The sequence below is a fragment of the Acinetobacter sp. YH12211 genome, assembly GCF_013418015.1.
GTDB lineage: Bacteria > Pseudomonadota > Gammaproteobacteria > Pseudomonadales > Moraxellaceae > Acinetobacter > Acinetobacter towneri.
The window spans coordinates 96,073-117,859 of record NZ_VPCW01000002.1 but is presented as its reverse complement, the minus strand read 5'-3'; the positions used below and the strand labels follow the sequence as shown (position 1 = coordinate 117,859).

Sequence of the window (21,787 nt, the reverse complement as noted above, 5' to 3'; positions counted from 1 at the left end):
ATTGTCCATGATCATTACATTACCCTTGCTGAATTATGTAAAAAGCAACCATGACATTCAGGCCATTAACCAATGGCGCACCGATGTCGAAAATCAGCTACAACAATGTTTTGAAAATGGACAATCCATTCGTGAAGTGATTTTGGCGCGTTCTAACCTGATTGATGAAGCGCTCACTTTCTTATGGCAACATGCTGAATTAGACAAAACCGATTTGAGCCTATTTGCAGTGGGCGGCTATGGGCGTAAAGAAATGCTGCCCTATTCCGATGTCGATATTATGGTGTTGTCGGAAGATGCAATCACATCAGAACAAGAACAACTTATTTCGACCTTTATTTCGTCTTTATGGGATGTTGGCAACTTCAAACCTGCCACCAGCGTGCGGACTATTCAAGACTGTGTGATTCAGGCAACCAGTGATTTAACTGTTGCAACTGCCTTGATTGAAGCGCGTTTAATTACAGGAAATCAGCAGCTTGCCAAATGGCCGCGTCGTATTGTTTCGCAAACTTGGACAGATAAAACCTTTTTTGATGCCAAAATGGAGGAGCAAAGCAAGCGTTACGCGCAGCACAATGACACCGAAAGTAATTTAGAACCTGATATTAAAAATGCTCCGGGCGGTATTCGTGACATCAACCAAATTGGCTGGATTGCCAAACGCCATTTTCGCGTCAATCGTATTTACGACTTGGTGCATTTAGGTTTTATTTCAGAATTTGAATTGGGTGTACTTGAAGAAGCCGAAAGCTTTTTATGGGAAATCCGTCATCATCTCCATCGTTTAACCAAACGTGATGAAAACCGTTTATTGTTTGATTATCAACGAGATATTGCAGCAACTTTTGGCTATGTTCGAGAAGAAGGTAAACCGCAAAATTACCCGATTGAACAATTTATGAAGCGTTATTATCGCTCTGCACAGCAAGTTTCCACTTTAAATGAAATGTTGCTGGCCTATTTTAATGAGTCGGTCATTACCCCGCGTTTGCCTAATTATGAACGTAACATTGAAGAAATTAATGAAAATTTTAAACTGGTCGATGGCAAACTTGCCGTGCAGCACCACAAAATTTTCTCAGAAAAACCAAGCGCAATTTTAGAAATTTTCTATTTATTGGCCAATCGTCCTGAAATTGAAGGAATTCGCGCACGAACACTGCGCCTGCTGACACTTGCAGCCAAGCGTATTGACCAAAGTTTCCGTGATGATCCAACGCATCAAGCGCTGTTTATGGCAATTTTGCGCTCACCGCACCGCTTGTATAATACCTTGGTGACTATGAAACGCTTAGGTGTATTGGGCAATTACATCCCCGCTTTTGGTCAAATTACAGGTTTAATGCAATACGACTTATTCCATATTTATACAGTCGATGCGCACATTTTACTATTACTCCGCAATTTAAGCCGCTTCAAAGAACCTGAATTCGCGAAAGATTTTCCTGTGGTCAGTTCGGTATTTCAGCGTTTAGCCCGTCGTGACATTATTTATTTGGCTGCGATTTTCCATGATATTGCTAAAGGTCGTCGTGGTGATCACAGTGAACTTGGTGCGGTAGATGCGATTGAGTTTTGCCGTAAACACGGATTTACTGAACGTGAATGTAACCTTGTGGCATGGTTAGTCAAAAATCACTTGTTGATGTCAGTCACAGCACAGAAAAAAGATATTTCTGACCCCGATGTGGTCAAGGAATTTGCCGAAAAAATGGGAGATATGGAGCATTTAGATTATCTCTATACCTTAACGGTTGCTGATATTAATGCGACTAATCCAACACTCTGGAACTCATGGCGTGCATCCTTAATGCGCCAACTTTATACGCAAGCGCGTGATGTCATTCGCTCAGGACTTGGGCGTCCCGTCGATTATCAAATGCTGATTGAAGACACCAAATTTGCGGCAAGCGAGTTACTGGTTAAAGATTTTGAACTCAGTGCTGTTGAAAAAGTCTGGCAAGAACTGGGCGATGAATACTTTATTAAAGAATCTGCCGATGAAATTGCATGGCATACCCGCGCGATTTTGGAGCATGGCGATAATCCTGCACCATTAGTGCTCATGCGCGCGCACCGAAAATCAGCACAAGACGCAGTACAAATCTTTATTTACACGCAAGACCAACCCAACCTATTTGCCACAACTGTCGCTATTTTAGACCGCATGAACCTTGACGTTCAGGATGCACGAATTATTACTGCGACCAAAGCCTTTAGTTTGGATACTTACGTGGTCTTAGACCGTTTTGGCACACTCTTAACAGACCCTGAACGTGAAGAAATGGTGATTGAGGCTTTAGTGAATGCCTTGAGCCAGTCAGATAAATATCCGGGTCTGATGCAACGCCGCATTCCGCGTCAATTACGTCATTTTGACATTGAAAATACAGTAGAAGTGACTTTCAATGCAGCGCTGAATCAAAACATGGTCGAAATTGCCACACTAGATCATCCCGGGTTACTCGCCAAAATTGGCGGCTTGTTTATGATGCAAGGCTTAGATATTCACTCCGCCAAAATTGCCACCCTGGGCGAACGTGCCGAAGATATTTTCTTCGTCACCAAAAAAGATGGCAACCCAATGACAAAGTCTGAAGCAGATACCTTTGCCATCCAGCTCAAAGCTGCTTTAGATGAGGCCTCTAATCAGGTCTGTGGTCAACATTAACTTCAATTTACGGAACATCCATGAACTCAAGTTTGTCCTTATTACATCCTTACCCTTTTGAAAAGCTAAACAAACTATTTCAGGACGTACAACCTGCAAATTTGCCGTTAATTCCACTGTCTATTGGTGAACCTAAACATCCTGCACCTAAATTTGTCAAACAAGCCATTATTGATAATTTTCAGCATTTATCGACTTATCCGAACAGCAAAGGTCTGCCTGAATTACGTCACAGCATTGCCCATTGGCTGACACAACGCTTTCATTTAAAACAAGTTAACCCAGACACTCAAGTTCTCCCCGTTTCAGGTACACGTGAAGCGATTTTTTCCTTTGTACAAGCCTTGATTCGACGTGAAGATGCACCCTATGTAGTGATGCCCAATCCGTTTTATCAAATTTATGAAGGGGCAACTTTATTGGCAGGTGCCCAACCTTATTTCATCAATTGCACCGAAGACAATAATTACTTGGGTGATTTTGATGCCGTACCTGCAGAAGTCTGGGAAAAAACCGCTTTATTATTTGTCTGCACACCAGGAAATCCAACGGGTGCTGTCCTTTCAAAAGAACAATTTAAAAAGCTAATAGCTTTGTCAGATCAATATAATTTTGTCATTGCATCTGATGAATGTTATTCGGAATTATGGTTTGACCAAGCTCCTACAGGTTTACTGGAAGTCTGTGCCGAACTTGGACGCGATGACTACAAAAACTGCATCGTATTCCATTCTTTGTCTAAACGCTCAAACTTACCCGGCATGCGTTCAGGCTTTGTTGCGGGCGATGCCAACTTATTAAAACCTTATTTGCAATATCGTACCTATCATGGTGCGGCAATGCCTGTTCAACATCAATTGGCATCTATTGCAGCTTGGGATGATGAACAGCACGTTGAAGATAATCGTCAACAATATCGCGCCAAGTTTGAATTATTTCAAATGGAACTTGGGCATTTACTGCCATTAAAAAAACCAGATGCAGGTTTTTATTACTGGCTCAAAGTCGATCATGATGAAAACTTTGCCAAAATGTTGATGGAAAAAACCCATATTAAAGTGCTGCCAGGTCGGTATTTATCTCGTGAAACCGCACAAGGTAACCCAGGTGAAAACCATGTTCGCTTGGCTTTGGTTGCAGATTTGGCACAATGTGAACAAGTAATTCAACGTCTTAAAGCGATTTTATAAGTTAATGATTTCAACTAAATTTAAGGCGATCATCTGATCGCCTTAATCAGGGTCTGTTGACATTTCATAAATGGCTTGCGCTGTAGGCTAAAACTGAGCAGATCAGGCATGAAACGCAAGTAATAGCGAGACTATTGCCAAGTTTCATGACGCAATCTGAGAAAGTTTTAGCCACATGAGCAATAACAAAGCACTGCTTTGTTTGCTGCGCAAGGGGACAAGCATATTTTTTGCTGCTATTGCGTTATGAGTCAGTTATTTAGAATGACTAAATTTCCTGTCTCATGCCTTATATCAGCTAAAAAATATGCGTTGTCGCAAATATAGACGAAGTGTCAACAGACCCTAAATTATTTGCACAAGCGCAAGCCTTTATCGTAAAGCCTTTTCAATTTCCGCCTGCAAATCTTCAGGTTTTGTGGTCGGAGCAAAACGGTTCAACACCTTGCCATCTTTGCCAATTAAAAACTTGGTGAAATTCCATTTAATTCCGTTGCCCAAAATACCTTTACTGTTATTGGTCAGGTAACGGAAAATCGCATGTGCTTCAGGCCCTTTCACATCAATTTTGCTAAACATTGGAAAACTGACACCATAGTTTTTTTGGCAGAAGCTCCCAATTTGCTCATTGGAACCTGGATCTTGCCCACCAAACTGATTGCACGGAAAGCCCAAAACTTCAAGACCTTGGTCTTTATATTGTTGGTATAACTTTTCCAAACCCGCAAATTGAGGCGTAAAACCACACTTGCTGGCTGTATTTACAATCAACAAAACCTTCCCTTCATAATCGCTAAAGGCTTTATTTTGTCCATCTAACAACTCAGCTTCAAACTGATAAATGTTGGTCATGGATAATTTCCCTCATCATTTTTTTCTTGTGTTTTGAGTTCTAAAGAAGCCGAATTGACACAATAGCGCAATCCTGTTGGCTGTGGACCATCATCAAAAACATGCCCTAAATGTGCGTCACAATGATGACAAACAATCTCAGTACGCTGCATGCCGTGCGAACCATCCTGATGTTCTTCAATCACCCCAGGCTGGATTGGACGATAGAAACTTGGCCAACCGCTACCGCTGTCATATTTTGTTTCAGATGAGAATAGCGCTGTACCGCAACAACGACAGGTATAAATCCCCTCTTGTTTAGTATTCCAATATCTCCCCGTAAAAGCAGGCTCCGTGGCTTTTTGACGTGTAATCCGAAATTCCTCTGGTGATAACTCTCTTTGCCATTCTCGGTCTGTTTTATTGAGTTTTCCCATCACTAACTCCTTTAAATCTTTGACATTCAGTGTCATGCTTCAGTACTTCCATTTTTACGCTAGACCTTGCAAAATATCTAGCTAAATTTCAGCATAGATTGTGATATTTCAGTAATCTATAATTTATTTATCTTCTAATCATTGGATGGAACTATGTCCGTACTAGGTAACACGACTCCGCGCGAAATAAAAAAATCATCAAAACTTGAGCATGTATGCTACGACATTCGCGGACCTGTGTTACGAGCGGCCAATGAAATGGAAGAGGCCGGTCATAAAATTATTAAACTGAATATTGGCAACCCTGCCCCATTCGGTTTTGAAGCGCCACAGGAAATCATTAATGATGTCGCATTGAATTTGCCTAATGCGATTGGTTATACCGACTCCAAAGGGATTTTCCCTGCGCGTAAAGCGATTTGTCAGTACTATCAGCAAAAAGGCATTTTCGATATGCATGTCAATGATGTGTATATAGGCAACGGCGTGTCTGAACTGATTGTTATGGCGATGCAAGGCTTGTTGGACGATGGCGATGAAATGCTGGTACCAATGCCTGACTACCCGCTTTGGACTGCGGCAGTGAATTTATCGGGCGGTACTGCTATTCACTACAAATGTGATGAAGAAAACTTTTGGTATCCAGACATTGCCGATATGGAAAGCAAAATCACGCCAAATACGCGCGGTATTGTCATTATTAACCCGAATAACCCAACGGGTGCGGTTTATCCACGTCATGTGTTGGAACAAATTGTAGCATTGGCAAAAAAATATGACTTAATTTTATTTGCCGATGAGATTTACGACAAAATTATTTATGACGGCATTGAGCATGTTGCGGTTGCAGCTTTAGCGGGTGATCAGCTTTGTATTTCATTCAATGGCTTGTCTAAATCGTATCGCATTGCAGGCTTCCGTTCAGGCTGGATGGCGATTACAGGCGATAAATCACGCGCTGCAGACTACATTGAAGGTTTAGACATGCTTGCGTCTATGCGCTTGTGTGCCAACCATCAGGCGCAGTACGCGATTCAAACAGCATTGGGTGGTTATCAGTCTATCAATGACTTGATTCGTCCGGGTGGTCGTTTATACGAACAACGTAACATTGCATGGGAAATGCTGAACGACATTCCTGGCGTGTCTTGTGTCAAACCTGAGGGTGCAATGTATTGCTTCCCGAAACTTGATCCAAACGTCTATCCAATTGAAGATGACGAAAAGTTAATGCTCGATTTACTCAAAGCAGAAAAAGTTTTGTTGGTTCAAGGTACAGGTTTTAACTGGCCAACGCCTGATCATTTCCGTGTGGTGTTCTTGCCAGCAGAAAATGAATTACGTGAAGCAATGACACGTTTAGGTCGTTTCTTGGCAAAAATCCGCTAAGACTTCACCGAATCTCTGTTGTAAAATGCCGTGTTAAACACGGCATTTTTTATGGATTTGATTTTTATTTCTATTTTATCTTTACATCTCTTGTTCATCATCAAGTGGTCACATAGCAAAGCGATACTCAGACACTTGGGGATACACTTTTACACGCCCGCAAAAGCATGCTGTAATAGCCACAAGCGATTAAGTTTCAGGAACTGAGCATGCACTACCAAGTTCATCTTATTGATGCGCAGAAACCATCACAAAACTATATTTGGTTGCTTGAACATTGTGCCAGCAAACAAGTGGTGGTGGTTGACCCAACTGATGCCAAACCTGTTGAAGGTTTTTGCCAAAATCATGGTTTAGAGATCGCGCAAATTTGGTTGACGCATTGGCATCAAGACCATATTGGCGGTGTGCCTGAACTCATTGCAGAACGTAATTTACCTGTTTATGGGCCACGTGAAGAATTGAGCAAAATTCCGTTTATCACGCATCCTTTACAAAACCAAGACCATATCAATTTTCATGATTTACAGGTCGATGTTATTGCCGTTCCGGGACATACCTTGGGGCATATTGTGTATTTTATAGATGCGTTGGATGTATTGTTCTGTGGCGACACTTTATTTGCGATGGGCTGTGGGCGTGTTTTTGAAGGTACATATTTGCAAATGTATCAATCTTTAAACCGCTTGGCAGCGCTGCCTCCGCGTACCCGAGTATATTGCACCCATGAATATACATTGGCGAATGCACAATTTGCACTGCATGTAGAACCCGACAATGTTGCCATTCAAGAGCGTTATCAACAAATTGAAAGTTTACGCATGCTTAATCAACCCACTTTGCCAAGCAGCATCGAACTAGAACTGGAAACCAATCCATTTTTAAGAGCCGAAAGTGTCGAAGAATTTCAGAAATTACGTGAACTCAAAGACAACTTTTAAATTGATGCTTTGATCATAAAGCATCTGATATTTCTCTCGGATTATAAAATCTGATTACTGGCAGCAAACTCATCTAATTGAGTTTGCGTCACCACACGCACAGCATTCATTTCATCGACCCGCACCAAAAGTAAATTGGACAATGCAGGCTGATAACGGCGTGCGCTGCCAAAAGGCGTATAAGCCACTTTGGATTGCGAGGAAAACAGTAACCAATCTTCATGCCCAAGCATCACAGCAAAAGGCTCTAGCCCTTGATTTTGCATCTGCTTCACTATGTACTCAGCCTGCTGTTGGATTGTTTGTGCAGTCATGTTTATTTTCCAAATCTTCAAACTCAACCATAGTATAAGCTAATGTCCATTTGGTGCCGACATGCTCCACACTGATATGCATTGCGCTAAATTAAAGCTTTGCATGAAAACAATGGAAAATCTTCATGTGTTCATGCTGAAAATAAATACAGTCTAAAACCAAAAATCATTAACAAATTATTTCCAAGTCATCTTTTGGCAATATATCTAAGACCTTAAAATTAATTACGCCACCTCAGTTAAAATAATAAATATCAATAATTTACAAATAAATAATTCTTTTAAAATATTCTAATTGCTTAAAAGGACTTTAGATTTCTAAAAATCAGTGAAAAAAATGTCAAAGAAATACATTTCTGCCCTTTAAAAATTCAAGAAATATCCCTATTAATAATTAAATAAATGGATAGGAGTTCTCTCGTGAAAAAAGTTGTTAAAGCAAAAAATTTAATTGCGTTTCGTATTTGGTTAGAAAAATTAGGTTATTCAGTCAAAAATTTGGCGGATGGTCACGGTTTCACATTTAGCTTTCAAAAAGAATATGGTTTGGTCACTTGCGAGCTTTCTGGTAATGCTTTAGCAATGAAATTAGGCGAGGAATTTGAAGACCATTTAAAAGCATAAGTACTTATACAATATAGATAAGTATGCGATAACGGTTGAACTTGATAGGATGCAAAAATAAAAATTCAAATCGTATTTCATCAACACTTAAAGATGATCTTGCCCATAACCTGTTTATGGGCTTTTTTTTATACTGAACTTTAAATCTTAAAATACATCTAAGCCTTGTCAAAGAGATGCAATGATTTAAAGCTAAAATAACAGGCAATAAAAAAGCAAGGTCATTGCCTTGCTCTTTAATGTATGGTGGGGACGGAGAGACTCGAACTCTCACACCTCGCGGCGCTGGAACCTAAATCCAGTGCGTCTACCAATTTCGCCACGTCCCCAACATCGGGTACCAACTGAGTTGTTGGATTTTAATTTGGCAGAGGATCAAGGATTCGAACCTTGACGAACGGTTTTGGAGACCGTCATGCTACCATTACACCAATCCTCTGTAACTTAAAATCAAGCTGACTTGATATTTAAGTGGTGGGGACGGAGAGACTCGAACTCTCACACCTCGCGGCGCTGGAACCTAAATCCAGTGCGTCTACCAATTTCGCCACGTCCCCGATGGCTGTGTATATTATAGAGATCACTTCCTGATGACAAGCCTTTTTTATAAAAAAGCACAATGACTGTTTAAATAAAAAACAAAAAACTATTTTTTGATTTTTTCTTAAGCATATTCAGCCACTAAGCCATAATTTCAACTCTGCAATACTCGTTGCACGCTGCGAATAAGACTTTGCCAACATGTGATTCAGCAGTGGTAAAAATGCTTGTAGATGTATGGGAAGTTGAATATGCAATCTTTGACAGTGCAAATATGCCCAATCGTGGTAACTCTTTGCCTGTAAGCGTTGTTGCGTTAACCACTCATAAAAAATAATGCCTAACGCATAAATATCACTTTGTGCAGTTTTAGGCTGTCCGTGAAATAATTCTGGCGCCATATAACGTGGTGTGGCGGTCATCCCCTGACATTGAATATCTGCAACTTGCTGTGCTTGCTCAAAATCTAACAGTTTGATTTGCCCATCTAACTGCACAATATGTTCAGCTTTTAAGTCGGCATGAATCCAACCTAATTGATGTAATGCTTCCACTGCTTCAAAGACACGCAAAAATATGTGTTTAATCGCTTCTGTATATTCAGGTAAATTACCCATCACAAAAACAGCTTGCGCTTCAGGTAAAATTAAAGCACGTGAATAGACCTGTGAATAATGCGATGAAATGTCGTGTGAATTACCCTGCGGCTGAATATGAATGGGTGCAGCATCCATCAATTCACATGGCAATAAAAAAGATAAATGTGATGATTGCGCGTACTGTTTATAAAAGTTCCATTCTTGTGCAAAACCCTGCTCTACTGTCGCATGAACACCTTGTTGTTGGGCTTTCAGCCAATAAAACTGCCCTTGATGTTCAAAACGATAGATATGCCGACCATATTGCAAACTTTGCGCTTTACTGCGCAGCTCGAACTGCGCAGTATCTAACTGTTGAACATCCAAATTTAAAACATTAAACAACACTTGCGCCAGTCCGCATTTCTGCTGCGACTTCGGTGGATACCTCTATTTGAGGTGCATTTAATAATTCTAAGCAATGTTGCAAAGTTTTACCGACACGTGCATGCGTTTCAATCGATGAAATTTTCGGCCAAGTCGCACGCTCGCCTTCACGCTGTAAAATTTTAAATAAATGTGGTTTCGGGTTTTGCAACATATAGCTGTAATGACGCAGGTTATAGCTTCCTACAATATTCACATCACCATAATAGCGTTGATCGACAATACCATAGCCATGATCTAGCAAACGACGCACAGGCGGTACAGCTCCTGCTCGCTCACGCACAAAATCCATTACCCCACGACTAATGACTTTGCCCTGACGACGAATAATCCGTTCTGGCCAACTCAGCATATCTTTACGATAGCGCTTAATATCATCCTGCATAAAAGGCACTACATGCGGATTGACCTGACTGGCGATGGTGTAATTAATATTATACAAACGCGCCATTTTTTCCTGCGGGAAATCACTACGCACACTGCCATCCACCCAACGGGTTTTACCCATATATGGAGTGTGTTCGCCATCATAACGCTTGTTGGTTAAACGTACTGGTGGAAATAAAATTGGCACAGCACACGAGGCCAACACCGCACTCCAAACCAACAAATCTGGCGCAGTGAAGCTGTTCATAATGCGTGAGTCTTGCGATGCATCATAAGGCGCAACCGCCACATTAATATGCAAACCTGATTTTTGAAAAGCTTCTTCAAACGTGGTATCGCCCAAGTTTTTGATCAGGAATTTTTTTAAATAATGCACATCGGCAATTCCACCATTGCCTTTAAGAATTTCGCGCATTTGTCTAAACTGAAATGCTTCGTGGAAAAATGACTCACCACCCAAAATATGCTGTACTTCTTCAGGTTTTGCGATGCCTAGCATTGCAGTCATTATTGCACCCGCGCTCGAACCCGACAGCACTTTAGGCATTAAATCCTGTTCAAGTAAGGCCTTACAAACACCTGTATGAAACAAACCTAGCGTTGCCCCACCAGAGAACATCAAGGCAGGTTGTCCGTATGCAGTTTGGCATTGCTGAAAAAACTCTATTTTTTCTACTTTGGTTAAAGCCTGACATTCATCTGAAGCGACAAAAGCCAAACTTTTACTGACTTCATCCACATAATCTTCAATAATTTTTTTAGTACCCACATAGGTTGCAGTAAACAACATCGGATGGGCAATATTGGCTATGTCAAAAGTTAAACCTTCACGCAAAATATAAATTAAATCGTGACTGCGTTCGGTGGTGCGATAACGGCGTAATAAATTTAAACGATGCGAGATAATTTCCGCATCAAAATATGGCGAACTATTGTCATATTTCCATTCTTGCGCACCAGTTTCTTCATCTATACGAATGGCAATACTTTTCCATTCTTCATACGATTCGGCATTTTGAATTTGGCGCTTGAGTTTTTTTATGCGATAGGCTTGATGCGGATTAACATCTTCGGTGAAATCTTTAAATAACATAGCATTCCTCAATCCGTTGGTTTATTCGCAGCACTACGCTTGCCTATGCCTACTATACACAACAATATCTAAAAAATTGTAATACGCGTCAATGACTCGATTCACACTTTGATTGTCAAATCTAGGTCAATTGCGCTAGTCTTAAAGTGTAGCAATCTGATCTGCATTTTTTAAGCTGAATTATCATGGCAAACCTAGATTTACCCGACAACATCTTATTATCACTTTCTCATGTACTCCAACAACTACAGCAAAGTTTACCTGCTTTAAAACAAGAAACCGACTTTTCCGCCATCGCATTCAAATGGCAAGATCGACAATTGATAGCGATTCAACAACCAAGAAAAATTGATTTAGATGATTTAAAAGGCATCGAAAAGCAAAAAGAAAAAGTCATTCAAAACACCTTGCAGTTTTTAAATGGCTTACCTGCCAATGATGTGTTACTTACAGGCTCACGCGGTACGGGAAAATCATCTATTGTACGTGCCCTATTGACCGAGTATGCCAATCAAGGATTACGTTTAATTGAAATTGAACGCGATGATTTGTCTGAATTGCCAGAAATTCAAAAAATCATTCAGCATCGTCCTGAAAAATTTATTGTCTACTGTGATGATTTAGCTTTTAACGCAGAAGATGAAAATTATCGTAGTTTAAAAAGTGTTTTAGATGGTTCATTACAATCAGGTTCCAGTAATTTTATTATTTATGCAACCAGTAACAGACGTCATCTATTACCTGAATTTATGCATGAAAATACACCTGTCACTCGTGTAGATGTGCCGCAATATACTGAGTTGCATCCTCAAGAAGCAATTGAAGAGAAAATTTCACTGTCTGATCGCTTTGGTCTATGGCTGTCGTTTTATCCAATGGATCAAAATCTATATTTAGAAATTGTGGAGCATTATTTACACAAAGCCGAAATGCCAATGACTGCCGAAGTACGTGCAGAAGCATTAAGATGGTGTCAGGCACGTGGACAGCGTTCAGGGCGTGCTGCCTATCAATTTTCTAAACACTGGATTGGCTCGCAGCAACTTAAAGCACTTTAAATATTTTAATGGGTTGTTTGCATATAGAAGATAGTCAGCAACCCACTCTATTTAAACGCGCTAAATGACTGAGCGACTACTGACCTTGTTCTGCAGCAATCCGTGCCAATGTGTCTTTATAAAATTCTTCGCCATGCGCCTGCATTTCTGCCACAGTCGGCTCTCCTACATATACTTCTTGCGGTACTGTCGCTTCAGGTGTGATAGCCGAAGGATGAGTTGCTACAGTAGTCAAACGAGTCGGTACTTCGACCTGTTGGGCTGTCACTGAACTCGGCTGATTTTCTGTACTATTTATATTTTGCTGTATTGACTCAGCCCCTTCGCAAGCGGTCAATACCATCATCCCCATCACACAAATAATGCAAAATGTATTTTTAAATCGCATGTTTATCTCAATTGGTTTTATATTAAATATCTACCAAAAATCATAGTTTAAAGTTGAAAACACAACAATTGGACAGGATTCACAGATTTAAATACTGCTGTCAGCTACTTTATGGATTTCTATAAATTGTAGGATGAATGCACAAAAAAAATAAAGAAGTTCTATTTGAAACCAATACGTGAAATAAAGTTTGGGATAGAATATGACTATAAAACTTCAAAAAAATTAAAAATATTTATATTGCAATTATTTAATTTTACTTAATAAGATCAACTTTAGTCCATTGTATTATTTTATGAACCCATTATTCGCTTAAGATGCAATCTCTTTAAAACAAACAACGGTTAAAAAATAATGTTTAAATTTAAAAATTTGTTAATTACAGTAAGTTTAATTACAACGCTTACAGCATGTACACAAGTGAAAACGCAAGAGTATTATGCCGAGAACTTAGATGAAGCTAAAAAAGTTTTGCAGAAGTGCGAAGAAATGGCCAATCAAGGTAAATCACTAGAAGGTAAAAAATTAGAAAACTGTACAAATGCAGGGAATGCTGTGATGCAAGGCATGATGAAAGATCTTACCAAAGGTTTAATGGACGCAGTTCGCTAAGTCTTAAGTATTCGTTTCTAATATTAATGTAAAAATTTAGCATATAAAGTCAGAGGCAGATTATTGCCTCTGATTGATTTTATGCTACGAACAACTTAACCCGCAGTTGGATTGGTAAGCTCCGTCATCGGCCAACGTGGTGTAGTCGTAACCGATAAACCATCTTGCTGCCCTGCTTTTAAACGCTGATAGCCCGCAAAAGCAATCATTGCACCATTGTCGGTGCACAATGCAGGTTCTGCATAATAAACCGTTGCACGAATTTTAGCTAAATCTGCTTCTAAACGCTCACGTAACCGAGTATTTGCACTCACCCCACCCGCGATCACCAAGCGTTTTAAACCTGTTTGTTTTAAAGCTTTTACCGATTTTTTCACCAAAGTATCAACAATCGCTTCTTGGAAACTTGCCGCAATATCGGCATCACGGTTTTCATCACCTAACTTTTTCATTTGTACTGAAACCGCAGTTTTTAAACCGCTAAATGAAAATTCTAAGCCTTGGTGCAACATTGGACGTGGAAATTCAAAAGCTTTGGCATCGCCTTGTTCAGCTAGTTTGGCGATATTTGGCCCACCCGGATACGGTAAACCCATCATTTTGGCAACTTTGTCAAAAGCCTCGCCTGCAGCATCATCAATCGACTCGCCTAACAATTCATATTGGCCAATGCCATAAGCTGCCATGAGCTGTGTATGTCCACCCGAAACCAATAAAGCGACAAACGGAAATTCTGGCGGTGTCGCAGACAATAATGGTGCAAGCATGTGCCCTTCCATGTGATGCACCCCAATTGCAGGTTTATTTAAGGCAAAAGCTAAAGTTCGTCCAAATAATGCGCCTGTCATGAGTGCGCCCATTAGCCCCGGCCCACGGGTATAAGCCACTGCATCAATTTCAGATTTTTTGACTTGGCTCTGCTCAAGCAATTGATTGATTAAAGGAATAAGTTTGCGCACATGGTCACGTGAAGCCAGTTCGGGTACCACACCACCATACTCTGCATGCAATTTAATTTGGCTATACAGTACTTGCCCGCGCAAACCTAACTCGCTGTCATACAGTGCAAGTCCTGTTTCATCACAAGATGTTTCTAAGCCTAAAACGATCATTAAATTGCCTATAACCTGTATCAATTCTATTGCGAAACCTATTATAGACTTGTGATATGAGATGTAAATGAGTAAAATACTGACCTTCACTTGTGATCGTGGGCAATTTCGCCCAGATCTTATCCATAACTTAATGAGGATTCTTCATGCCACAAGTTAAATTGAAAGAAGGCGAACCAGTAGACGTAGCTATCCGTCGTTTCAAACGTTCTTGCGAAAAAGCAGGTGTTTTAGCTGACGTACGTAAGCGTGAATTCTACGAAAAACCAACTCAAGAACGTAAGCGCAAAAAAGCTGCTGCTGTTAAACGCTACCAAAAGAAATTGGCGCGTGAATCAGTACGTACTACTCGCCTTTACTAATTAATTTGTGATTGCCTGTCTGGATTAAATGATGACGACTTTAAAAAACCAAATTACTGACGTTTTGAAAGCGACAATGCGCGCCAAAGAAATGGATAAGTTAACGGTAATTCGTAGTCTACAGGCGGCAATTAAGCAAATCGAAGTCGATGAGCGCAAAGAGCTTGACGATGCTCAGGTTCTTGCGGTCATTGAAAAGCAAATTAAACAACGTAAAGAATCGGTTAAAGCCTTTGAAGGCGCTGGCCGAGAAGATTTAGCTAGTAAGGAACAAGCCGAAATTGAGGTGTTATCTCAGTTTCTACCAGAAGCTATGACTGAGGAAGAACTTGATTCCATGATTGCGCAAACCATTGAAGCGCAACAAGCTACTAGCATGAAAGATATGGGTAAGGTGATGAACTCTCTGCGTCCGCTCATAGCCGGGCGCGCCGATCCTGCTCAAGTATCTGCCAAAATTAAAGCCAAATTAAGCTAATTAGCTCACCCCAAATTTGTGCTTCTCCGAACACTGATTTAAATGTCAGATTAAGCCCGCTTTAATCTTTCTATCTAATGCTATTAAGTAAAATGCTAAACCTAGGATGAGATAGATTATCTATTCACCCTTAGACACTTCTGCTTTAACTTTTTACTTTAAATCGCAGTTCACTTGATATTTTTTCAGTAATTGCATTTCTTTAGATGTGATGACCTGCTGAATCACGTCCTGTTTATTAATATTCTGATAACGACGATCCAAATAGGCACGGTTTTCATCTGCTGCCTGATATAAACGATCAACATAACGACTAACAATGCCGCAAAACTGCTGCTGTTGCTGCGGATTAAAACCCTGCTGTTGTGGGTTTAAGCCTCGTAAAAACTGTCGGGTATCTTGTTTATATTGCGCATTAATTTCTTCAACAGCCAACACATACTGCTCTGCACTCGCAGCATAGACATTTTGCAAGGTCATCCCCAAAGTAAGGCATAAATAAATATATTTTTTCATTTTCAAGTCAGGGTCGTTTCAACTCAAGTTCTATTTTAGCATTGTATATTCGGTGAATAACTATTCACACGACTCAATTGCCAAAAAGTTGGGTTTGTATTGCGCAAATGCTTGCTCACATGGTTCGGGAACTTTGCCTTGAGTCACTGTCCCTAAGCGTAAGCGAATAATATCGGGTAAATCTAGCCGATAAGAATAAATCGGGCTGCCACACTCCTGACAAAATACCCGTGCTTTATTGGGACTATGAAAATATTCTTTTAGATATTTTAAGCCACGCACCACTTCAAAATGTTCGCGTGCCACTGGACTATTCCATCCCATAATACCGCCTTGCGCACGACGGCAATGCTGGCAAAAACATAATATTGTTTTTTCAATTTCGGCATGGTAACGGTAATACACCGCACCACATAAACATTGTCCCTCAATCATTCTTAAACTCCCTTTCTTTATTGTTATGCCACCGTATGTACGCCCGACTTATATTTTTAACTGTCGTTCTCTTTGCATTTCAGTCACACGGTTTTTTATATTTGCCGACATCGCCTGATTGTCTTTGGCTAAACGCTGCGCGTGCAGTAATGATTTAATTGCCTCTTCTTCCCAACCTGACCAATACTGTACTTCTGCACGATACCGTAACACATTTACCGTGCGTAATGCAGAGCTTCGGTCTACATTTGCCGCTTGCTGCATTAAATTCCATGCCGATAAATCACGTGGATTTTTTTGCAAGAAATCCTTCAAAATACTTTCTGCTTGCGTAGTTTGATTTTGACGAATCAAAACCTCGGCCCATTTATAATTCAGCGCACGATTTTCAGGCATAATTCGCGCAGGTGAACCAATTGTTTTGAGCGCTAAATCAATTTTATTTTGCCCTAAATAAATGTCAGTTTGAATAAGTATCAATAAATTATGTAAACGATTGTGACTTTTGGCCTGATCTATACTTTGTTGCGCCAAAACAAAATCGCCTTGCTGGCTATAAAAATAAGCCAAAGCCAAATTCGCCGCAAAATGGTTACGGGTTGCAAATGCTTTAAGCTGCTGTTCTGTCGCCTGCTGCGAAACCACCAAACTATATAACTTTAAAATCTCAAAGTCTTCATCACGCAGCGAGGTTGGCACTGGTGGCAATTGATTGGCACGTAAACGCGCCTCACTCATCCGCTCTGTGGTTAAGGGATGGGTAAACCAAAAGTCAGGTAAGAAGCTCACTCGACTCGTAGTACGGTGCATCACCTCAAAAAAGTCTGCCATGCTTTGTGGGTTATAGCCTGCGCTATACATATATTGCATGCCAATACGGTCTGCTTCACGTTCCTGATTACGGCTATAAGTCAATTGCTGATCCATTAAAGCGGCTTGAGAACCCATCATCACCGCTGCGCCTGCATCACCATCGGCTTGTGAGGCAACCAATGCCCCAACCACAACCCCAGCGAGTGCCAACAAACCCTGTCCTTTAAATGCCTCTTGAGAGCGACTGTAATGACGTTGCGACACATGCGCAATTTCATGCGCCATCACGCCCGCAACTTCATCCATATTACGGGCAGAATTAATAAGACCTGTGTTTAACGCAAATAAACCACCCGGCACAGCAAAAGCATTAATTTGTGGATCATTGATAATGAGTAGCCCAATGGGTTGCCCCAATTGAGTTTGGCTGAGTAGATGCGAAAACGTATTGATTAATTGATCTTCCAGCCACGGGTTTTGCGTGACAGGCATTTTACGCTGCACTTCCCGATAGACTTTTTCACCAATACTGCGTTCTTTTTGCTGATCAATTAATCCCACACCACTGCCTATTTCAGGCACATTAAATTGTGGTGTGGTGGTTAGATTGGCACTTTGGGTTGTCGCAATACTGGCAAAACTCAAACCGCAGATCAGTAATAGATGTTTCAATGGATGATCTCAAATACATATTTTGCATAATGATTCACTATAACATTGAAAAATGAACGCATTTGCAATGATGTGTTATCAATTTTTACCAAATCATCTTTAACTTTAAGACGTATAACAAGCAGGATTAACAACATATTGCGGGCGACGTCCTTCCAGCGCATCAACTAAATTTTTATAGGCTAAGTTTGCCATTTGTCGACGAGTTGCTGCAGTTGCTGAACCAATGTGCGGCAAAGTCACGACATTATCTAACTCAAATAATGGTGATTCTTGCAGTGGTTCTTTGTCATAGACATCCAAAGCTGCGGCAAAAATTTTGCCTGCTTGTAAGGTCTGAATAAGTGCCTGCTCATCAATGACTGAACCACGCGAAATATTGACCAAAATTGCATGTGACTGCATTAAATCAAGTTCACGCTGACCAATTAAGGCTTTAGAGTCTGCATTTAAATCGACTGCCAGTACCACAAAATCAGACTGTTGCAGCAATTCATCCAGACTTAAATATTCTGCATTAAATGCCTTCGCCACTTCCATTTTTTCACGACGATTGTGGTACACCACATTCATATTAAAACCATGAAATGCACGCCGTGCGATAGCCGCACCAATATGCCCCAAACCTACAATACCAATGGTTTTACCATAAATATCCTGTCCAAACTGTGCTGCACCCACGGTACGTTTCCATTGCCCTTGTTTAGTCCACCGATCTAAATATGGCACTTGTCGTGCTGCACTCATCAATAAAGTAAAGGCTAAATCTGCTGTGGTTTCAGTCAAGACATGCGGTGTATGGCAAAGACTAATCTTTTGTTGGGTTAAATAATCTACATCATAGTTGTCGTAACCGACACTTACACTCGAAATCACTTTGAGTTTAGTCGCAGTATGTAAGTTGCTTTGATTAAGCAAGCGCCCTGCACCAATCATGCCATCCGCATCTTGCACATGCTCAAGCAACTGTTGATTCACGTCACCCAACTTCGGGCTGACCTGCACCACCTGATAATCTTGCTCTAGCTTACTTAAAATTTCTGCATCAATTTGACTAAACACTACCACTTTTTTACGCATGATTATCCCTGTTTCGTGTCTACAATTGCTTGTATATGTAGAGTTTTAAATATCTGAATTGACTTAGGCTTTAGGCTATAACGATGTGATTTGTATCGCATCCCACAGACTTTTTTTCAACAGCGGTTGATCTAACATCTCTTGCAAGCTGGCTAAATGCAAACATTGTTCAGATTTAAAATGTGGTAATTGACCTAAAATCAGCATGTTTTTATCTGTGCTCAAGACATCAACAAAACCTTGCACATAATTTTCTACCCCGATGCCGTCTTGTAATACTTCTAAAGCAAAAGGCCATTGCAATACGTGATATTCGGCCTGTAGCGCATGTTGAATATTACGCCACAATTGTTGCTGTTCCTGACTCAAGGTAGTGCTTTCTACCAAAATGACACAATGTGGCAACTGCAAAGCTTCAATACTAAATGCTTCAATTTGCAGCATGACACGCGCTTCAGGAACAACTTCTGGCGCGGCCGCTTCAACTGTCGTATGTTGCGGAGATGGTTCTTGCTTAGGCTTTTCGTGAATAATCGGCTGTTGTTGTTTTAATTGTTGAGGTACTGCAGCAGGAACAATAATTTCGCTGTGTATTTCAAGTGCAGCTTGTTCGCGCCAAACCGATGATTGTGGCAAAGTTTGAGACACAGCCATTCTGGAAACCCAAATATCGATTCCCAAACTGGCTAAAATGTCACGCTGATGCCCCATCATGTTTATCATCACCCATCTAATTTTTCGCTGCACGTATTTATCACAGAACAACATGCAAGATAGCACCTATTCTACCTAGAAAGGCTGCACAATGCTGTGCTTTCTTTCACCCAATCTGACCTATTCGTATTTTTTCAAAATCTGCTTTAAACACACCTAGTCAATCAGTGTCACACAATCATCAAACTGTTTTGTTTTTGCATTTGCTCGACAATTTCTTCGGTTTTAAAACCTAAACGCCAATAGAGCAACTCCAAAACATCCAATTCATCTTGGGTGATAATACGGTCATTCCACAAACAAATTTCAGCAATGCCTAACACCATCAGTCGATCACGCAGCAGCAAACCTGCCATATCATTTAAAATTTCTGATAAATCAATCGGTTCATCTGAAATTTCTTCATAATCAATCAATTCATCTGCAGTTAAAACACGTTCTAAAATACGTTCACGTACATCTAACTGATTAACACTATTAATTTGCTGCACATGCAATAAAGCATCGATTAAACGTACAATTTGCGGTTTAACTTCGTGTAACGCTGCAGGTGTATGTAAAGGCAGTAAGTTTAATTCAAACTTGATTCGTTCAAGCAGCAAGGCATCCAACAAACCAATCTCGCCATCTTCCTGAATGATTTTTGCCAATTTGGTTAGAAACTGCCGTGCGATACTCAGCGGCATACCACCAATATTTTTACACGCTTCATGGAAAATCGAGATATGTACTCGCCCATCCAAATGTAATAAAGCATCTACAATTGCACGACTCACTTCTGCTTCAGCAGGAATAAATTCACGATATTGGCGAATCATCAAAATAGCGACAATCACCTCACGCGAACCCGTTGCCGTTTGTAAGGCACGCTGAATTAGCTCTGGACGCGGCATGTTATTGCGAATTTCAGGCTTGAGTGGCTTAATTGCATCATTAATTGCAAAGCTAATCGGCGACAAGCGCAGCAAAGGCAAAGGTTGCGGCGAGCTCCACGGCGCATAATATTCAGCATTCATTTCTTCTAACGAGCGAAATAGGCTAAACAAAGGCTGATTGCGTAAACGCTTCAAATTTTCGAGTTGTAAGTCTTGCACCAAGGTTGGATCAAGCTCAAAAATACGGGCTTCAATACTTGGATGAATATTCATCCAGCTTTGCGGACTGAGCGAGTTAGCAAAGCACATGTGGGAAATAGATTCTGAATATTCACTATGAATTTGCGACCCTGCATGATGCACATAAATTCGCAGCAAAGTTTGAATATTGGCATTATTTTGAATCAAACGTTTGGTTTTTAAATCATTTTTAAAGGTACGTCCGCTTAGACTAATATATTTAATTAAGCGGGTAATCAACACGCCCAAGCTACCAAACAACCAGATACCACCACCTACAGCAACAAAAAAAGTCGCTAACTTATGTGGCGGCGCATCACGATGTTGTCCAAAACCAAGTTTGGCGATGCTACTGCCCCACTTACTAAACGTGGTTAGACTACTGTAGAGGATTTTAAGTTTAGTATTATCAATGGTTTCACCACTTAAAATATGGTTAAACTCATGGCTGAGCAATCCATAAAGCTCTTGCTCATCCAAGTTTTGCAAAGCACCCCAAGTCAAAATAATCACAATATCTTTATGACTAAAGCCTGCAGTGAGGGCATTTACCCCAATTTCATCGGGCAATACATATACAGTAGGCGCTGGGATTTGAAAGGTATCGGCCAATTGTTCGGTCAGTTTAAGTGCGGTACTTTCTTCTGGGGTACTTTCGAACTGGGTTAAACGACGCGCACCCAATTGTTTTGCCAAAGAATGACCACCTGAGCGAAAAACGTAAAATTCCAAAATGACGGATACTGTCATAATCAGCACCAAGACCGTAATCCAGTATGGGCTTAGACTGTGCCAATAGATGGATTGGCTTGAATCGACATAATAGACCAACAGACCCAAAACTGTGTTTAAGATAAACAGGGTCAAAGCGACTGCAACCAAACATAAAATTGCAGACCAAATCATATTTTTGTTTTTAATCAAGTAACTACTCACAGACCTCAATGTAAACATCCTGAATTACATTGTATTTGAGCCACCATCATA

General features: G+C 40.5%; 22 protein-coding genes and 3 tRNA genes. 9 read left to right on the top strand and 16 right to left on the bottom strand.

Going from position 1 to position 21,787, the window contains the following annotated elements:
- Window positions 1-7: 7 nt before the first annotated feature.
- Both glnD and dapC read left to right on the top strand, forming a co-directional pair.
- On the top strand, window positions 8-2,674 hold the full coding sequence (glnD, locus tag FTU98_RS01590; protein ID WP_004971443.1) for a [protein-PII] uridylyltransferase: 2,667 nt from the start codon (window positions 8-10) through the stop codon (window positions 2,672-2,674).
- Between the two features lie 20 nt (window positions 2,675-2,694).
- Complete coding sequence (gene dapC, locus FTU98_RS01585; protein ID WP_179991186.1) at window positions 2,695-3,864, top strand: succinyldiaminopimelate transaminase; 1,170 nt, start codon at window positions 2,695-2,697, stop codon at window positions 3,862-3,864.
- 372 nt (window positions 3,865-4,236) lie between these two features.
- Here dapC and FTU98_RS01580 read toward each other — a convergent pair whose 3' ends face one another.
- Both FTU98_RS01580 and msrB read right to left on the bottom strand, forming a co-directional pair.
- Complete coding sequence (locus FTU98_RS01580) at window positions 4,237-4,716, bottom strand: glutathione peroxidase (RefSeq protein ID WP_096902294.1); 480 nt, start codon at window positions 4,714-4,716, stop codon at window positions 4,237-4,239.
- Complete coding sequence (msrB, locus tag FTU98_RS01575; protein ID WP_179991219.1) at window positions 4,713-5,132, bottom strand: peptide-methionine (R)-S-oxide reductase MsrB; 420 nt, start codon at window positions 5,130-5,132, stop codon at window positions 4,713-4,715. Before msrB ends, FTU98_RS01580 begins: the two co-directional genes overlap by 4 nt.
- Window positions 5,133-5,285: 153 nt before the next feature.
- Between msrB and FTU98_RS01570 the strand changes: the two genes are divergently transcribed.
- Window positions 5,286-6,521: a pyridoxal phosphate-dependent aminotransferase gene (locus FTU98_RS01570; RefSeq protein WP_004971448.1), complete on the top strand. Its 1,236-nt coding sequence runs from the start codon at window positions 5,286-5,288 to the stop codon at window positions 6,519-6,521.
- A 209-nt stretch (window positions 6,522-6,730) separates the two neighbouring features.
- Window positions 6,731-7,462, top strand: a complete 732-nt coding sequence (gene gloB, locus FTU98_RS01565; RefSeq protein ID WP_179990106.1) for a hydroxyacylglutathione hydrolase — start codon at window positions 6,731-6,733, stop codon at window positions 7,460-7,462.
- A gap of 41 nt (window positions 7,463-7,503) precedes the next feature.
- Here gloB and FTU98_RS01560 read toward each other — a convergent pair whose 3' ends face one another.
- Window positions 7,504-7,776 carry a hypothetical protein gene (locus FTU98_RS01560; protein ID WP_104851819.1) on the bottom strand — a complete coding sequence of 91 codons (273 nt, stop codon included), beginning with the start codon at window positions 7,774-7,776 and terminating at the stop codon, window positions 7,504-7,506.
- A gap of 420 nt (window positions 7,777-8,196) precedes the next feature.
- On the opposite strand from FTU98_RS01560, the gene FTU98_RS01555 reads away from it, so the two are divergent.
- Window positions 8,197-8,400, top strand: coding sequence for a hypothetical protein (locus FTU98_RS01555; RefSeq protein WP_004971452.1), 204 nt, complete (start codon window positions 8,197-8,199; stop codon window positions 8,398-8,400).
- Between the two features lie 244 nt (window positions 8,401-8,644).
- Here FTU98_RS01555 and FTU98_RS01550 read toward each other — a convergent pair.
- From FTU98_RS01550 to FTU98_RS01530, 5 genes are all read right to left on the bottom strand, one after another.
- Window positions 8,645-8,729: transfer RNA gene (locus tag FTU98_RS01550), tRNA-Leu, on the bottom strand.
- Between the two features lie 36 nt (window positions 8,730-8,765).
- Window positions 8,766-8,839, bottom strand: a tRNA-Trp gene (locus FTU98_RS01545).
- Between the two features lie 33 nt (window positions 8,840-8,872).
- Window positions 8,873-8,957 (bottom strand) — tRNA-Leu (locus tag FTU98_RS01540).
- Window positions 8,958-9,074: 117 nt separating this feature from the next.
- Window positions 9,075-9,926, bottom strand: coding sequence for a protein kinase (locus FTU98_RS01535; protein WP_180050198.1), 852 nt, complete (start codon window positions 9,924-9,926; stop codon window positions 9,075-9,077).
- Window positions 9,916-11,445, bottom strand: a complete 1,530-nt coding sequence (locus FTU98_RS01530) for a DUF3336 domain-containing protein (protein ID WP_096902519.1) — start codon at window positions 11,443-11,445, stop codon at window positions 9,916-9,918. The genes FTU98_RS01535 and FTU98_RS01530 overlap by 11 nt, the downstream gene beginning before the upstream one ends.
- Window positions 11,446-11,630: 185 nt before the next feature.
- On the opposite strand from FTU98_RS01530, the gene FTU98_RS01525 reads away from it, so the two are divergent.
- The gene (locus FTU98_RS01525) at window positions 11,631-12,503 is read left to right on the top strand and encodes an ATP-binding protein (RefSeq protein WP_096902520.1); all 873 of its coding nucleotides are present in this window, start codon (window positions 11,631-11,633) and stop codon (window positions 12,501-12,503) included.
- A gap of 76 nt (window positions 12,504-12,579) precedes the next feature.
- Here the strand turns inward: FTU98_RS01525 and FTU98_RS01520 are convergent, their stop codons facing one another.
- Complete coding sequence (locus FTU98_RS01520; RefSeq protein WP_104851815.1) at window positions 12,580-12,891, bottom strand: hypothetical protein; 312 nt, start codon at window positions 12,889-12,891, stop codon at window positions 12,580-12,582.
- Window positions 12,892-13,245: 354 nt separating this feature from the next.
- On the opposite strand from FTU98_RS01520, the gene FTU98_RS01515 reads away from it, so the two are divergent.
- A complete protein-coding gene (locus tag FTU98_RS01515) occupies window positions 13,246-13,503 on the top strand; it encodes an EexN family lipoprotein (RefSeq protein ID WP_004971457.1) in 258 nt (85 codons plus the stop codon).
- Between the two features lie 95 nt (window positions 13,504-13,598).
- Here the strand turns inward: FTU98_RS01515 and tsaD are convergent, their stop codons facing one another.
- The gene (gene tsaD, locus FTU98_RS01510; protein ID WP_004971458.1) at window positions 13,599-14,615 is read right to left on the bottom strand and encodes a tRNA (adenosine(37)-N6)-threonylcarbamoyltransferase complex transferase subunit TsaD; all 1,017 of its coding nucleotides are present in this window, start codon (window positions 14,613-14,615) and stop codon (window positions 13,599-13,601) included.
- Window positions 14,616-14,761: 146 nt separating this feature from the next.
- Between tsaD and rpsU the strand changes: the two genes are divergently transcribed.
- A complete protein-coding gene (gene rpsU / locus FTU98_RS01505) occupies window positions 14,762-14,977 on the top strand; it encodes a 30S ribosomal protein S21 (RefSeq protein WP_001136722.1) in 216 nt (71 codons plus the stop codon).
- A gap of 31 nt (window positions 14,978-15,008) precedes the next feature.
- Window positions 15,009-15,455 (top strand): GatB/YqeY domain-containing protein, encoded by a 447-nt coding sequence (locus FTU98_RS01500; protein WP_096902523.1) that lies wholly within the window; start codon window positions 15,009-15,011, stop codon window positions 15,453-15,455.
- Window positions 15,456-15,608: 153 nt separating this feature from the next.
- Here the strand turns inward: FTU98_RS01500 and FTU98_RS01495 are convergent, their stop codons facing one another.
- The 6 genes from FTU98_RS01495 to FTU98_RS01470 all read right to left on the bottom strand — a co-directional run bounded on the left by FTU98_RS01495 (window position 15,609) and on the right by FTU98_RS01470 (window position 21,745).
- Entirely contained in the window at window positions 15,609-15,971 is a 363-nt protein-coding gene (locus tag FTU98_RS01495; protein ID WP_180050195.1) for a hypothetical protein, read from the bottom strand.
- A 60-nt stretch (window positions 15,972-16,031) separates the two neighbouring features.
- Window positions 16,032-16,406: a GFA family protein gene (locus tag FTU98_RS01490; RefSeq protein WP_096902524.1), complete on the bottom strand. Its 375-nt coding sequence runs from the start codon at window positions 16,404-16,406 to the stop codon at window positions 16,032-16,034.
- Window positions 16,407-16,454: 48 nt separating this feature from the next.
- Window positions 16,455-17,891 (bottom strand): M48 family metalloprotease, encoded by a 1,437-nt coding sequence (locus FTU98_RS01485; RefSeq protein WP_179991188.1) that lies wholly within the window; start codon window positions 17,889-17,891, stop codon window positions 16,455-16,457.
- A gap of 105 nt (window positions 17,892-17,996) precedes the next feature.
- A complete protein-coding gene (locus tag FTU98_RS01480; protein ID WP_154320850.1) occupies window positions 17,997-18,971 on the bottom strand; it encodes a D-glycerate dehydrogenase in 975 nt (324 codons plus the stop codon).
- A 75-nt stretch (window positions 18,972-19,046) separates the two neighbouring features.
- Window positions 19,047-19,685, bottom strand: a complete 639-nt coding sequence (locus FTU98_RS01475; RefSeq protein ID WP_180050190.1) for a hypothetical protein — start codon at window positions 19,683-19,685, stop codon at window positions 19,047-19,049.
- Window positions 19,686-19,855: 170 nt separating this feature from the next.
- Window positions 19,856-21,745 carry a M48 family metalloprotease gene (locus FTU98_RS01470; RefSeq protein ID WP_004971472.1) on the bottom strand — a complete coding sequence of 630 codons (1,890 nt, stop codon included), beginning with the start codon at window positions 21,743-21,745 and terminating at the stop codon, window positions 19,856-19,858.
- Between the last annotated feature and the right edge of the window lie 42 nt (window positions 21,746-21,787).